Raw genomic sequence first — 14,529 nt, 5'->3', positions numbered from 1 at the left:
TTACTCCTCGCCGGTCTGGGCCTGCCCTTCCACCAGCTCGCGGACAGCGTCGATGAAAGTACCACCACGGTGAGCGTAGGAAGAGAACTGATCCATGGAAGCAGCTGCCGGAGCCATGAGCACGGTATCGCCGGATTTGGCGAGCCGGGCCGCAGACGCAACGGCCCAGGCCATCACCTGTTCTCCATTGCCGGGGGTACCGGCAGTGGTGCCGCCGGGCGCCGAAGCAGTCTCCACTCCTTCAGTGTCACCTGCCCCCGGTTCGATCACCGGGACATCGGGCGCGTGTCGCTGGAGGGCTTCCCGGAGGTGGGACGTGTCTGTTCCGATCAGGACCACGGCCTTGAGCCGCGCTGCGTGGTCCCGCACCAGGTCGTCATAGCTCACGCCTTTTGAGAGCCCGCCGGCAATCCAGACCACGTTGCTGAAGGCCGACAGGGATGCCGCCGCGGCGTGGGGATTGGTGGCTTTGGAGTCGTTGACCCATAGGACCCCGTTCATGCGGGCCACAGGCTGGATCCGGTGGTCGCCGGGCACGTAGTCCAGGATGCCCTGGCGCACAGCCTTGGGCTCCACGCCGTAGGCGCGCACCAGGCCGGCGGCGGCAAGGGCGTTGGCCACCATGTGGCGTGGGGCCAGCGGTCCAAGGTCGGCCATGGAGGCGAGTTCGGCTGCGCTGTTCCTGCGTTCTTCGATGAACGCCCGGTCCACCAGCAGCCCCTCCACCACTCCGAGCATGCTGACGGCCGGCGTCAGTGTGGTGAAGCCAACGGCGCGGCAGCCCTCCACCACGTCGGCGTTCTCCACCATGCGTTCGGTTTCCACCTGCTCGGCGTTGTAGATGCAGGCTTTTTGGGTGCGCTCGTAGACCTTCGCCTTGTCGGCCAGGTAGGAATCATAGGAGCCGTGCCAGTCGACATGGTCTTCGGCCACGTTGAGGCAAACGCTGGCAACAGGCGACACCGATTCCGCCCAGTGCAGCTGGAAGCTGGAAAGTTCCACCGCAAAGACGTCGTACTCCACGGGATCCCGAAGGGCATCAAGGATAGGGGTGCCCACGTTGCCCACAGCAATGGCTTTGAGTCCTGCGGCCCGCAGCATCGATTCCGTGAGTCCCACCGTCGTGGTCTTCCCGTTGGTCCCGGTGATCGCCAGCCAGTCGGCAGTCTTACGGCCTTCCCTGATCCGCACGCGCCAGGCGAGTTCGACGTCGCCCCACACCGGGATGTGTGCCCTTGCCGCTGCGGCCAGCAGTGCCTGGTCCGGACGCCAGCCCGGCGAGGTCACGATCAGATCCGGCAGTTCGCCGTCGATCCGCGGAAGGTGGGTCACCGCGTCGGGGCCCAGCAGCACATCGGCGGCGCCGACGATTTTCAGGGTATCGGCGTGTGCGCGCGCGGTGTCGCTGGTGGCAGCATCCACCACCACCACGCGGGCACCGAGCTCAATCAGGGTGTCCGCGGCTGCGAACCCGGAGACGCCGATGCCAGTCACGGCTACGCGCAGGCCGGCCCAGTCGGAGTCCCAGGAGACAAGGTTTGCCAGGCAGGGGGAAACGGTCACAGCAGTACAACCCATTCAGCGTAGAAGATGCCCAGTCCAACGGCGACGAAGAGTCCGCCAAGGATCCAGAACCGGACAACGACGGTCACCTCGGCCCAGCCCTTCAATTCAAAGTGGTGCTGCAGCGGCGCCATTTTGAACACACGTTTGCCGCCGGTTGCCTTGAAGTAGCCCACCTGGATGATGACGGACAGCGTGATGAGCACGAAGAGGCCGCCCACGATGCCCAGCAGCAGTTCAGTGCGGGACAGGATGGCGAATCCGGCCACGGCTCCGCCAATGGCCAGCGACCCGGTGTCGCCCATGAAGATCTTCGCCGGAGAGGTGTTCCACCAAAGGAAGCCCACCAGGGCGGCGCTGAGGATGGCCGCCAGGAGTGCCAGGTCCAGCGGATCCCGGACGGAGTAGCAGCCGCTGCCCGCTTGCCGGGGGGAACCGCAGGCCTGGTTGCTCTGCCAGATGCCCATGAGGGTGTAGGCCCCGAAGACCATGATGGCGGCTCCGGCGGCAAGGCCGTCCAGTCCGTCGGTCAGGTTCACGCCGTTGGTGGCGGCGGTGACGATCAGGTTGGACCAGATGACGAACAGGACCGCGCCGAGGACGGTGCCGCCAAAGGCGAGGTCCAGCCAGGGCAGGTCGCGGACCAGGGAAATCTTTGTTGACGCAGGCGTCAGCCCGGCGCTGTTGGGGAAGTTCAATGCCAGGATGGCGAAGACGATGCCGACGGCCGCCTGGAGGATGAGCTTGGCTTTGGCGTTCAGGCCCAGGCTCCGCTGCCGGGAGATCTTGATGAAGTCGTCCAGGAATCCCACCAGGCCCATGCCCACCATGAGGAACAGCAGGATGAGGGCTGAGGCCGAGGGGCCGGGTGAGTCCGGGTTCATCATCAGCATGATGAGGTGGGTGAGTCCGTAACTCAGCAATACTGCGGCCACCACTACGGTGCCGCCCATGGTGGGCGTCCCGCGCTTGGTGTGGTGGGATGTGGGGCCGTCGTCACGGATGAACTGGCCGTAGCCGCGGTGCACCAGCAGGCGGATGAACAGCGGGGTGCCCACCAGGGCAAAGAGCAGGGCCAGGCCTGCGCCGAACAATAGAGCAATCACAGCAGAGTGCTCCTTTCGTCGGCAGGGGTGGGGGCTGGGGGTAATGCTATCCGATCGCCCAAATGGCGAAGTCCTACGCTGTTGGAGGACTTGAACAGCACCAGGTCGCCCGGCTCGAGTTCTGCGTCCAGGACGTCGTAGGCCTCATCAAGCGTCTCCGCGAAGAGGCATTCATCGCCCCAGGATCCCTCCTGCACGGCGGAGACGTAGAGGGCCCTCGCTTCCCGGCCCACGACCAGCAGCCGTGAGATGTTGAGGCGGACAACCTGGGTGCCGACGGCAGTGTGCTCGCGGATGGAGTCCTCGCCGAGTTCCAGCATGGCCCCCAGCACCGCCCAGGTGCGACGTCCCCGGCCAAGGTCGGCCAGGGTGCGAAGGGCGGCCCGCATTGATTCGGGGTTGGCGTTGTAGGCATCGTTGATGATGGTGACGCCGTCGTGCCGCTCGGTACGCTCCATGCGCCAGCGGCTGGCGGCTGCCTGGATGCTCAGTGACTCCGCGATGTGGTCTCCGGGCACGCCTGCAGCCCAGGCTGCCGCGGCGGCTGCCAGGAGGTTTCCCATGTGATGGGCTCCGATGAGCCTGCTGCTCACGTGGCGGGGAGCGGCGCCGTCGGGAAGTTGGAGATCGAATTCGGGGCTGCCCCCGGCGTTGGTATCGGCATTCAGGGCCTGCACCTGGGCGTCCTGGCGGCCTTCCGCGGAAAAACCGAGGACCGTGGCCTGGGTGCGGCTGCGCATGGCCGCGACGCGTTCGTCGTCGAGGTTGATGATGGCCGTTCCCTGGGCGGTAAGGCCTTCAACCATTTCGCCCTTGGCCAGCGCAATGTTCCCGACTCCCCCGAACTCGCCGGCGTGTGCGGTGCCCACTGCCAGGACAACTCCGATGTCCGGCTTGACCATCTCCGCGAGGTAGCGGATGTGGCCAATGCCGGTGGCTCCCATTTCAATGACCAGGTAGCGGGTATCGGTGCCCGCCCGGAAGACCGTGAGCGGGACGCCCACCTCGCCGTTGTAGGAGCCCTGGGGCGCCACGGTGTTGCCCTGCGTTGCCAGGATTCCGGCCAGCAGGTCCTTGGTGGTGGTCTTGCCGGCGGAACCGGTGATGCCCACCACCGTCAGCTGGCTGCCGGCTTCTGCACGGGCGGCACGGATGCGGCGGACGGCTTCGGCGGCGAGTGATCCCATCGCCAGGACGGCGTCGGGAACCACGATGGAGGGGTAGGCGGTGCCGTCGGGGCCGGGTACGGGGCGCTCGACAAGTGCCAGGACCGCACCGGCAGCGAAAGCTGCGTCAATGAAGTCGTGGCCGTCGGCGTGCTCGCCCGGCTTCGCGACGTAAAGCGAACCCTGGATGGCTTCGCGTGAATCCGTCACCACCGAGAGGGGCGTAATTCCGGGATCGGCGTCCAGGCGCCCGCTGGTGATTTCGGCGATTTCCGCCGCAGTAAATGCAATCATCTCGGTCTAGGACTCTATCCGGTCGTCTTGGAGAACGTTGAATCCCCTGGCTGTCAAGGCGGTGCGCAGTTCAACCCTGTCGTCCAGGGCGAGGTTAACGCCCTTCACTTCCTGCCATACCTCGTGGCCGCGGCCCGCGACGAGAATGCTGTCCTGGGGGCGTGCAAGGGCCACGGCATGCCGGATGGCCTCCTCCCGCGGGAAGACCTCCAGCACGTCGGCGCCCAGGGACTCCGTCTCCAGGGCAACACGTGCCCCGGCCAGCACATCGGCGCGGATCGCTGCCGCGTCCTCGTCGTGCGGGTCGTCGTCGGTAATGATCACGGTGTCTGCGAGCCGGGCCGCGATGGCACCCATTGCGGGGCGTTTGCCCTGGTCCCGCTGCCCTGTGGCGCCGAAAACGACGATCAGGCGCGAGTCCGGTTCCGGGGACCTGACAGCTTCCAAGGCCCTGGCCAGGGCGTCGGTGTTGTGCGCAAAGTCCACCACGGCAGCAGGCCGGTCGGAGATCAGCTGCATGCGCCCGGGCACGGCGACAGTGAACGGGTCGGCATTGTCCAGGGCCGCCTGCAGGTCAGAGAGTCCGACGCCGGACGCCAGCACCATGAGCACGGCCAGGGCAGCGTTCGCGACGTTGAAGCTGCCGGGCAGTCCGGTGTGGACGTCCAGGACGGCGCCGTCCGGACCCGTAAGGGTGAAGCTGGTCCCGAGGCCACGCGGCGAGGCCGAGGTAACGGTCCAGTCCGCCGGGCCCGAGCCACTGGTGCTGAGCGTGGTGACCGGCACCTGGGCGCTGCCGGCCAGCCGCCGGCCCCACTCGTCGTCGACCGTTACTACTGCCTGCCGGGCACGCCCTGGAGTGAAAAGCTCTGCCTTGGTGGCGAAGTACTCCTCCATGGTGTTGTGCAGGTCCAGGTGGTCCTGGGTCAGGTTGGTGAACCCGGCCACGTCGAAGACAAGTCCGTCCACCCGCTGGTAGGAGATGGCATGCGAGGACACTTCCATGGCCGCGGCGTCGAGCCCTCGTTCGTGCATGAGGGCGATGAGGCCGTGGACCTCGGGTGATTCCGGAGTGGTGAGGAGGCTGGGAATCGCCTTCCCGCCGGCCAGGATCTCGATGGTCCCGATCAGCCCGGTCTGCCGGCCCAGGGCACGCAGCAGTGAGGTGATGAAGTAGGTGGTGGTGGTCTTCCCGTTGGTACCCGTGACACCGAAAAGCTGCAGCGGGCGGCCGTCCGCTGACTGGCTGCGGTAGATCATGGAAGAGAGGGGTCCCACCTCGTTGCGCGGCTTCGCGACGACGAGCACGGGCACCGGCGTGTCCGCGGACAGGGCAAGCAGGCGTGCACCGGCGTCGTCCGTCAGAACGGCCGCCGCCCCGGCGCCGATGGCGTCGCTGGCAAAGTCAGCGCCGTGCCTGCTGGCGCCCGGCAAAGCCACATACAGGTCGCCGGCCTCCACGGTGCGGGAGTTGAGGGATATGCCTGTGATTTCCACGTCAGCAGCAGGAGCGGGCACCGCTACGCCAAGGGCCTGCCCGACGGCGGCCAGCGGGACGGGCGCAACGGCTTCAGGCCGGAAGCGGCCTGCGCTTTCATCCCGGGCAGTATCGCTGCCGGGCGTGGTGAACTCTGACAAGGGAATCTCCGATGGTGCTAGTGCGTGCCCGGCATGGTTCGGCCCGGGCACTGTGATGCGCTGGATGCTGCTGGTACTTCCGGCCTGGAACAGCCGCTAATTGGCGTACTGGGGCATCCTGGCCGGCTCGCCGGTTGAAGGCTGGACGTTGTAGGTCCGCAGCGTCTGGCTCATAACGGAGCGGAACACCGGTCCGTTGGTGATGCCGTAGATGCTGCCCTTCGGCCGCTGGAGCACCACCTCCACAATAAACCGCGGATCATCCATCGGCGCCATTCCCACGATGGAGGCGGTGTAGCCGCAGTAGCCGGACTTGCCGTCGTCGCAGGGCGATTCGGACGTACCCGTCTTGGCTCCCACCCGGTAGCCGTCGATGCCCGCATCCTTGATTTCGCCCTCGGTGACGGCGCTTTCCAGGATGTCCTGGACCTGCTGGGCCGTGCTGTCCGAGACGACCTGCCGGGACGGCTGCGCCGGGACCTTTTCCTCAGTCCCGTCGGGCGAAATGTACGAGTCGATCAGCCGTGGCTGCAGCATGACGCCGTTGTTCGCGATGCTTTGGTATGCCCGGACCGTCTGGAGCGTGGACTGCGAAACGCCCTGCCCGAACAGGACGGTGTACTGCTGGCGCCCGTCCCACTGGTCCGGGGGCGAGAGGATGCCGGATGCCGTTGCTGGAAGTCCGATGTCCGGTGCCTCGCCAATGCCGAACTTCTTCAACCAGTCGTAACGCTGTTCCTTGCTCAGCCGCTGGCCGGCCATCACGGTTCCGGTGTTCATGGAGTAACCGATGATTCCCGCCAGCGTCCGTTCCTCGGTGCCGTGCGTAAACGCGTCGCTGAACGTCTGGCCGTCCACGGTGTAGGTGGGCGGAATGGTGAAGGTATCCAGTGGCTTGGCAAGGCCTTCATCGATCACAGCCGCGGCCGTCATCATCTTCTCCACCGAGCCGGGCTCATACGCTGCGGTCACGGAGCGGACGCCGCGGTCCTTCGCTGCCACCAGCCCGGGGTTGTTGGGATCCGGGGAGTTGGTGTCGGCCAGGGCAAGCAGGTTGCCGGTCTTGGCGTCCATGACGATGATGACGCCCCATTCGGCGCTCAGTTTGTCCGCCTGGCTCTGGATGGCCTGCTGGGCAAAGTACTGCAGGTCAGAGTTGAGGGTGAGTTTGACGTCCTTGCCGTTCTGGGGCGGGGTCAGCTCGTCAAGGCCCACGGGAATGCGGAGCCCGTCCGCGCCGATCTCGAACAGGCGCTTGCCGTCCGTTCCCTTCAGCTTGTCGTCCTGTGTCTGCTCAATGCCGGCCTGCCCGGTGGTCCCGTCCTGGAGGAATCCCACCACTCCCCCTGCGACCGCACCGTTCGGGTAGACGCGCTTGCTGACGCCTTCGGCCACGATGCCCGGAACCTGGAGCTTGGAGATGCGGTCCTCAACATCGGGCTTCACGTCCTTGGCCACGATGTAATACGGCTGCTGCCCGGTGACAGCGTCCCTGACGGCGTTGGTGTCCATGCCGAGGGCCGAGGCGAGTTCGGAGATTGCCTGGTCGCGGCTGACGTCCACCAGCTTTTCGTGGCCGTCGGTTTGCTCCAGCCGCTTGTAGGAGTCGGTTTTAGTGTTGACGCGCTGGTCAACCACGATGTTGTAGCGGATCACACTGTTGGCCAGGACAGTGCCGCGCGAGTCCAGAATGCTGCCCCGCTCCGCCGGCAGGATGGCCGACGTCATCCGGCTGTTCAGTGCCGCTTCCGCCATGCCGCCGACGTCCAGCCCCTGGACCAGGAACAGCTTCCCACCCACCACGAGCAGGAGTGTGAGCATGATGCCCAGCCCCAGCCGCAAGCGCTTCGTGGCGTTGGGTACCTTGCTTTTTCCTGCCGTGCCGGTCGTCTTCGCCACCGTGTATTTCCTTGCTGCTCGACGCTGCTGCCTTACCTGCGTGCCGGCCTACTGTCCGGGGACCTTCTGCTGCGGCGCCGGGACGGAGCCGCCGTGAAGTTCGGGGGCCGGCTTCGCCGCAGCTGCTGCGGCCTGCGCTGCTGCAGCCGCCTGGGCTGCGGCGGCATCGGCGGAGGGAGCCGCGGCAGCAGCGTTGCCAGCGGCCGGCGCGGCGGCCTTGTCACCGGTTGCCCCCTTGGCATCCGCGCTCTTCGCCGGCGGCACGATCAGCTGCCCTGCCACGGCAGGCGACGGAATGACTGCTCCTGTTGCCGCGCCCTTGACCGCGGGGGTGGCCTTTCCTGTTACTGACAGAGTTGACAGGTCGATCTGGCCCTTTACGGTCGATGCCACCATGCCCAGCTCGGTGGCCTTGGCCGCGAGGTTCTGCGGGGCCTCGTAGCTCTGCACCTGCTGGGTGAGGTCCTGGTTTGCCTTGGTCAGCGAGCTCTGCTTGGCACGCAGCTCCACCAGCTGGTACTGCGCGGTGGACACCGAGATGTTCAGGACCAGCACCGCAACCAGCGCCACTGCGAGCATCGCAAAGCACAGCACAACGAAAGGGGCACGCCGCTTCCGCGGGGCGGAGCGGACCACGGAGAGCGGTGTGCGCGCTTTTTGTCCCCCGCCAGGTTTAGCTGCAGGCCTGGTATCGGGCGCCGAGCTGCCGGAAACAACGGGAAAGTTCTTGACGGCGGCGGTGCTCATGCAGCTCTCCTGGCTCTGATTCGTTCTGCCGCGCGGAGCCTGGCGGAGGCGGCGCGCGGGTTTTCAGCGATTTCGACGGCGGTGGGCACCTCAGTGCCTTTGGTCAGGGTCTTGAGTTCGGGCTTGTGTTCTTCCAGCTCCACCGGGAAACCAAGGGGAGCCGAAGACTTGGAGCGGGACTGGAAAACACCTTTGACGATCTTGTCCTCCAGTGAGTGGTAGGACATGACCACGATGCGGCCGCCGAGGGCCAGTGAATCGACGGCGGCGGGAACTGCCCGTTCCAGGACGTCGAGCTCTTCGTTGACCTCGATCCGCAAAGCCTGGAAGGTCCGTTTGGCGGGATGTCCACCGGACTTCGCAGCGGACGCCGGAACCACGGAACGGATCTGCTCCACCAGTTCGCCTGTGGTGGTGAAGGGCTTGGCCGCCCGCGCTGAGACGATCCTGTTGGCGATCCGCCCGGCGAACTTTTCCTCTCCCCACTTGCGGATGATCCGGACAAGGTCCTCTTCGCTGTACGTATTGACTACGTCCGCGGCGGTTTGGCCCCGGCTGGTATCCATGCGCATGTCCAGCGGCGCGTCGAAAGAGTAGGCGAATCCGCGTTCACGCTCGTCCAGCTGCAGCGACGAGACGCCCAGGTCCATGAGGATTCCGTGGGCTTCGGCCACACCGAGGTCTGCCAGGACGTCCTGGATCTCGTCGTACACGGCGTGTACCAGGTCAGTCCGGGCGGCGAACGGAGCAAGCCGTTCCCCCGCGAGAACCAGCGCTTCCTCGTCCCGGTCGATGCCGATGAGGTGGAGGTCGGGAAACCTCTGCAGCATGGCCTCGGAGTGTCCGCCCATGCCCAGGGTGGTGTCGACGGCAACGGGGGTCTCGCCACGCAGCCTTGCCGCTTCGAATCCCGGTGCCAACAAATTGATGCACCGGTCGCGAAGGACCGGCACATGGCGTTCGGACGTGGGCTTGGGTTGATCGGTCATGCCTGGTCCTTTCCCGCCGTCGTTGTCCCCTTGATGCTTCTGGGATCAGATCCCCATCCGCGCCTACCGTTCCGCCCGCCTGGCTCCGGGGAAGGTGAGCCAGGTTGGCAGCCGATGGGCCGGCTGGAGATCTCATCCAAGAAACCCCTGCCACCCCGTTCCGGAATTCAGAGAATGCCCGGAATGGGATCGTCAGTTTCGGAAAAGGCCGTTTCCTTCTCCGCGAGGTATTCATTCCAAGCCTGGGCGTCCCAGATCTCGGCGCGGGTTCCGGCGCCGATGACGGCAAGTTCCCTTCCGAGTCCTGCATACTCCCGGAGCGCCGGTGGAATGGTCACGCGCCCCTGCTTGTCAGGTACCTCGTCAGAGGCTCCAGAGAGAAAGACGCGGATGTAGTCACGTGCCTGCTTGGAGGAGATTGGAGCCTCCCGCATCTGCTCGTGGACCCGCGCAAATTCCTTCTCGCTGAAGACGTAGATGCAACGCTCCTGGCCCCTTGTGAGCACCAGGCCGCTGGCAAGCTCCTCGCGGAACTTAGCGGGGAGAATGATCCGTCCCTTTTCGTCCAGACGCGGCGAGTGAGTGCCCAGAAACACTGGCCCACCGCCTGTCCGCCGTCAGGAACTGCACATCCCCTATGTTGCAACCACCCTCTTATGTCCTCCACATTACTCCACTTTCCACCACAGTCAACGCAAAACGGCCCGGCGCGGGGCCCAAATATGGGAATAGTCCCTTGAAATGCCGCGGATTGGATGCCGTGGTGGGAAGTGGAGGAAATTTCCCACCCGCGCCCGTCGCCTGAATTCCGTCGGCCGGAGGGAGCCCCGGAATTTGCGGCAAATTGCCGATTAAATAGGAAAAGACCCGCCGGAGCGGGTCTTTTCCTGCGGCCCCCTGTTGCGGGGGGAGCGAAATGGAGGAGCCTGGAGCCGGATGGCGGCCGGGCTTCCTTGGTGCCTAGGGTTCACCCCTGCGGCGCTCGTCCCACCGCTCTTCAAGGCTGCTCATAAACGAACTCCTTTGCTTGCCGGGCTTTCCCCCGCCGGCCTTGGACCCGGCTTTGCCACGGGAGCTGCGCATGGTGGCGAAGTAAACGCCGCCGCCCATGACCACGAAGCCCAGCACTCCCACAAAGATGTTCTGGAGGGTGACCCCGACCAGAAGCAGGAAGACGCCGGCCAGCGCGCCGAGAACCCCAATGACCACATGCCTGGTTGACCATGAACGCCCCGGGTCCGAACCCATAGAGTTCGCAAATTTCGGGTCGTCCTCGTGAAGCTGCTTTTCAAGCTGCTCAAGCAGCTTCTGTTCGTGCTCCGACAGCGGCATCACGACCTCCTTTTGTAGGCCAACGTCCGGGCTGATCCCAGCCATAACTTCTACTCGGATGAACGCGTGCTGCTGCTGGAAAGTTCCCGCTTGGCCAGCCATTGCCAAAACGGGAACCCAGCATGCAGTCGCGGGAGCGGAAGCATGTCCAAGAGGGTCCGGCAGTAAGTCCATTCACTCGAAACTATGTACCTCTAAGGATAGATTGTTGAGGGCTGATCTGAAAGACGGCAATGACTTCGGCGGACCCCGTCAGGCGGGCCGTTGCGTGCTGTCCCCCGGCCGGTTTTCCGGCTCCATCAGGCGGGCAGGAAGGACCGATTTGTTGCCGAATTTGCGCGCTACCTCGTCCAGTGCCTGCTCGGCCGCGCGCCAGTTGTCATCCCTGCGGTCAATGCTCAGCTGGAGCGAGGTCCGGGCCGCTTCCTCAAGCTGCTCGGCCCTGACCCCCACCAGCCGGACGGCCATGGCCCTGGTGCCGACCGACTCCAGGAGCTGGAGTGCCACCGCATAGATCAATTGGGCGCTGTCCACCGGTGTCTGGACGGTTCTGCTGCGGGTAATCGTGGAAAAGTCGGCGAACCGCAGCTTCAGTGCCACGGTCCGGGCCACCATCCCGGAACTCCGCAGACGGCCCGCGGTCCGGTGCGAAAGCCGCAGCAGTTCCCGCCGGAGGAGGGCGTCGTCGTCGGTATCCGTGGCAAAGGTCTCTTCCGCTCCGATGCTCTTTTCCAGCCGCATCGGCGTGACCGGACGGGGATCGATGCCCCAGGCGAGCTGGTGAACGTGCTCCCCCGTCGCGCCCAGGACCTTCTTCAGCGACGACACCGGGGTTGCGGCGACGTCCGCCACGGTGCTGATTCCCATCTTTGCCAGGACCTCTTTGGTCTTGGCGCCCACACCCCAGAGCGCACCCACGGGCAAACTGTGCAGATAAGGCACGGTCTGGTCCGGTCCGATGAGCAGCAGGCCGTCTGGCTTGCACCGGGTGGACGCGATCTTGGCAACGAACTTGGTCTCGGCAATCCCTACCGATGCGGTGATGCCAAGTTCCGCTGCGACCCGGCGCCGGATCAGCTCGCCAATTCCCCTCGGCGGCCCCAGCCGCCGCAGGGCTCCTGTAACGTCCAGGAAGGCTTCATCCACACTGAGCGGCTCCACGAGTCCCGTGATGGATTCAAAGATGGCCATCAGCTGCCCGGACACCTCGTAGTAGAGCTTGTGCCGGGGTTCGATCACTACTGCCTGCGGACACATCCGCATGGCCACGGCCATGGGCATTGCGGATTTGACGCCAAACGCCCGGGCCTCGTAGGACCCCGAGAGAACCACGGAACGCTCCCCCGGGAAGCCGACAATGACGGGCTTGCCGCGAAGTTCGGGGCGCGTGCGCAGCTCCACGGAGACAAAGAAGGCGTCCATGTCTACGTGCATGATGCACGTGCGCCGCCGGCCCGGAAGGCGCGCGGCGGATGCCTGGTTCATACCTGCGGGCCCCACGGCTGTCATCCTATCGGTTTGTGCGGGCTGTCCTGGTTTGTCGGGAGAGCACCGCAGGCTGGCTAAACTGGAGGCTGGTTCCGCCCACAACACCAGGAGGAAAGTCTTCGTGACGGCTATTGGATACTTTAAGCCGGCTGGCCTGGCCGCGCTTGCCGCCGCTGGAGCGCTGGTCCTGGCTGCCTGCAGCCAGACACCGTCCGGACAAGCCGAGCCATCCCAGTCCGCTTCCGTTGCCGCCACTCAGTCCTCCCTGACAGCCTCGCCGAGCCCCTCGGCGTCACCCAATACCTCGGCAACCGTTGGCGCCGTAGTGGAAGGCTTTCCGCAGCAGCTCCTCCCGCTGATGACCGGTGCCACGGTGGTGTCAAGCAGCTTCGACAAGGCGTCTTCGCCTTCCACAGCGGCACTCGTGGGAACCGTCAAAGCCCCCACCGCCTCCGTCATCGACTTCTACAGCAAGGCCCTGGAGGGCCAGGGTTTCAAGGCCGTTCCCGGCGACAACGTAGGCGGGGTGGCCTCTAAAGATTTCGTCCGCGGTGACAACGAGACTGTTAATCTCTCCGTCGTTGAGGCTGCCGGCGTCTCCACTTTCACCATCGGTGCCAACGTGGCTGCTGAGTCGGTAAAGTGACCGCCGCGGAGCAGTTGAGGAATGAACAGGCCGACTTTGTAGCAGGGGTGGCCGGTGAGCTCACAGGCTTCCTGACGGCGCGCCAGTCCGTCATGTCCGGCATCTCCCCTGACATCGAACCCATCATGGGGTCGATCTCCAATTTGGTCACCGGCGGCAAGCGCCTCCGTGCGCTGATGTGCTACTGGGGCTGGCGGGGCGCAGGCGGCGAGGCAGGGGCCAGCCAGGTCGTCACGGCCGGTGCCGCACTTGAACTGTTCCAGGCGGCCGCCCTGATCCACGATGACATCATCGACCGTTCGGATACGCGGCGGGGCGGTCCCAGCGTGCACCGCCGCTTCAGCCAGCTCCACACCGCGCAGGGCTGGGCACTGGACAGCGAACGGTTTGGCCAGGCCGCTGCCATCCTTGCCGGCGACCTTTGCCTCTCCTTCAGCGAAGAGGCGTTCACTGACATCGGCGAACGGGCTGCGTCGGGCAGCCGGGCCAGGCTCATCTTCAACCTCATGCGGGCAGAGGTCATGGCTGGCCAGTACCTGGACATCCTGGAAGAAGTAGCGGGCCCCGTCCGGGACCGGGCCGGTGCCGTCGGCAGGGCTCAGTCGATCATCCGGTTCAAGAGTGCCAAGTACTCCACCGAACACCCCCTGGCCCTGGGCGGGGCCTTGGCCGGAGCCACCAATGAATTGCTCCGGGGTTACTCGGCATTTGCCCTTCCGCTGGGCGAAGCGTTCCAGCTCCGCGATGACGTCCTGGGCGTCTTTGGTGATCCGCTGACCACCGGGAAGCCGGCCGGCGACGACCTGCGCGAAGGAAAGCGGACAGTTTTGGTGGCACTCGCCCTGGACCAGGCGTCGCCGGAAGAGTCGGCATTCATCGATGCCAGCCTGGGCAGCCCGGATCTTTCAGACGCTGACATCCTGGAGATCCGGCGGATCATCGAGGACTCAGGAGCGCTCCAGGCCACCGAAGTCCTCATCAATGAATTCGGCTCGGCAGCCTTCGATGCCCTTGACGGGCTTGAACTGGAAGAGTTGCCCAAAACCGCCCTCCGGAGGCTGGCCGAAGCGACGGTCAGCCGAGCCTCCTGAAGCGGGCTGTTACCAGGCCAGGGTCTGGGCCCTGCGCCTGATTTCCGTCTTGCGGCCCTCACGCAGGGCGTCGATGGGGCGGCCACGCAGTGACTCGTCTTCGGTAAACAGCCACACAATAAGGTCCTCGTCTGAATAGCCGGCGTCCGCCAGCACCACGATGGTTCCCTTAAGGCTGTCCACTACCTGGCCGTCCTGAATGAACTCCGCGGGTACCGAGCGGATTTTCCGGTCCCCCACGCGCAAAGCCGCCAGGGAACGCTCGTCAATAAGGCTGTGCACCTTGGTGATTGAAACATCCAGCAAACGGGCGACGTCGGGCAGCGGCAACCACTGGCCCACCAAGTTTTCTACATTACTCACGGATCAAGGTTGCCACGCCGCCCACCCCGGCGCCTAGTCGGCGCATTTCATTCCACCCCTGGCCTGCGGACACTCCCAAAAAGAAGCCATTACCCGAATTCCCGAAATTCTTGTGCTATCCGCAAATTCATGAGAGATTCACTCACATCACAGTTGTAACACTAATAACTTGAGTCACAGTAGTATCAAGATTGACAGCGGCATCCC

Annotated in this window: 13 protein-coding genes; 2 read left to right on the top strand and 11 right to left on the bottom strand. The window is 65.1% G+C overall.

The window, feature by feature from the left end; translation table 11 throughout:
- From murD to dinB, 10 genes are all read right to left on the bottom strand, one after another.
- A complete protein-coding gene (gene murD, locus VIK36_RS08370) occupies positions 1-1,578 on the bottom strand; it encodes a UDP-N-acetylmuramoyl-L-alanine--D-glutamate ligase (RefSeq protein ID WP_324644762.1) in 1,578 nt (525 codons plus the stop codon).
- The gene (gene mraY / locus VIK36_RS08365) at positions 1,560-2,669 is read right to left on the bottom strand and encodes a phospho-N-acetylmuramoyl-pentapeptide-transferase (RefSeq protein ID WP_324644761.1); all 1,110 of its coding nucleotides are present in this window, start codon (positions 2,667-2,669) and stop codon (positions 1,560-1,562) included. Before mraY ends, murD begins: the two co-directional genes overlap by 19 nt.
- A complete protein-coding gene (locus tag VIK36_RS08360; RefSeq protein ID WP_324644760.1) occupies positions 2,666-4,129 on the bottom strand; it encodes a UDP-N-acetylmuramoyl-tripeptide--D-alanyl-D-alanine ligase in 1,464 nt (487 codons plus the stop codon). Before VIK36_RS08360 ends, mraY begins: the two co-directional genes overlap by 4 nt.
- A 6-nt stretch (positions 4,130-4,135) precedes the next feature.
- Positions 4,136-5,767, bottom strand: coding sequence for a UDP-N-acetylmuramoyl-L-alanyl-D-glutamate--2,6-diaminopimelate ligase (locus tag VIK36_RS08355; protein ID WP_324644759.1), 1,632 nt, complete (start codon positions 5,765-5,767; stop codon positions 4,136-4,138).
- 96 nt (positions 5,768-5,863) lie between these two features.
- Complete coding sequence (locus VIK36_RS08350) at positions 5,864-7,666, bottom strand: penicillin-binding protein 2 (protein WP_324644758.1); 1,803 nt, start codon at positions 7,664-7,666, stop codon at positions 5,864-5,866.
- 48 nt (positions 7,667-7,714) lie between these two features.
- The gene (locus VIK36_RS08345; RefSeq protein ID WP_324644757.1) at positions 7,715-8,413 is read right to left on the bottom strand and encodes a hypothetical protein; all 699 of its coding nucleotides are present in this window, start codon (positions 8,411-8,413) and stop codon (positions 7,715-7,717) included.
- The gene (gene rsmH / locus VIK36_RS08340; protein WP_324644756.1) at positions 8,410-9,402 is read right to left on the bottom strand and encodes a 16S rRNA (cytosine(1402)-N(4))-methyltransferase RsmH; all 993 of its coding nucleotides are present in this window, start codon (positions 9,400-9,402) and stop codon (positions 8,410-8,412) included. Before rsmH ends, VIK36_RS08345 begins: the two co-directional genes overlap by 4 nt.
- A 167-nt stretch (positions 9,403-9,569) precedes the next feature.
- Positions 9,570-9,998 carry a division/cell wall cluster transcriptional repressor MraZ gene (gene mraZ / locus VIK36_RS08335; protein ID WP_018763545.1) on the bottom strand — a complete coding sequence of 143 codons (429 nt, stop codon included), beginning with the start codon at positions 9,996-9,998 and terminating at the stop codon, positions 9,570-9,572.
- Between the two features lie 364 nt (positions 9,999-10,362).
- Positions 10,363-10,734 carry a DUF3040 domain-containing protein gene (locus VIK36_RS08330; protein ID WP_159632249.1) on the bottom strand — a complete coding sequence of 124 codons (372 nt, stop codon included), beginning with the start codon at positions 10,732-10,734 and terminating at the stop codon, positions 10,363-10,365.
- A 252-nt stretch (positions 10,735-10,986) separates the two neighbouring features.
- Entirely contained in the window at positions 10,987-12,243 is a 1,257-nt protein-coding gene (gene dinB / locus VIK36_RS08325; RefSeq protein WP_420716260.1) for a DNA polymerase IV, read from the bottom strand.
- A 100-nt stretch (positions 12,244-12,343) separates the two neighbouring features.
- On the opposite strand from dinB, the gene VIK36_RS08320 reads away from it, so the two are divergent.
- The gene (locus tag VIK36_RS08320) at positions 12,344-12,868 is read left to right on the top strand and encodes a hypothetical protein (protein WP_255175138.1); all 525 of its coding nucleotides are present in this window, start codon (positions 12,344-12,346) and stop codon (positions 12,866-12,868) included.
- Positions 12,865-13,959, top strand: coding sequence for a polyprenyl synthetase family protein (locus tag VIK36_RS08315; protein WP_224025668.1), 1,095 nt, complete (start codon positions 12,865-12,867; stop codon positions 13,957-13,959). Before VIK36_RS08320 ends, VIK36_RS08315 begins: the two co-directional genes overlap by 4 nt.
- A 9-nt stretch (positions 13,960-13,968) precedes the next feature.
- Here the strand turns inward: VIK36_RS08315 and VIK36_RS08310 are convergent, their stop codons facing one another.
- On the bottom strand, positions 13,969-14,322 hold the full coding sequence (locus VIK36_RS08310) for an Rv2175c family DNA-binding protein (RefSeq protein WP_324644755.1): 354 nt from the start codon (positions 14,320-14,322) through the stop codon (positions 13,969-13,971).
- Between the last annotated feature and the right edge of the window lie 207 nt (positions 14,323-14,529).

This window comes from Pseudarthrobacter sp. LT1, assembly GCF_035621795.1.
In the GTDB taxonomy this organism is placed as follows: Bacteria; Actinomycetota; Actinomycetes; order Actinomycetales; family Micrococcaceae; genus Arthrobacter.
Note: the sequence above shows the minus strand (reverse complement) of the source record. Positions and strands in the feature narration are given on the sequence as shown.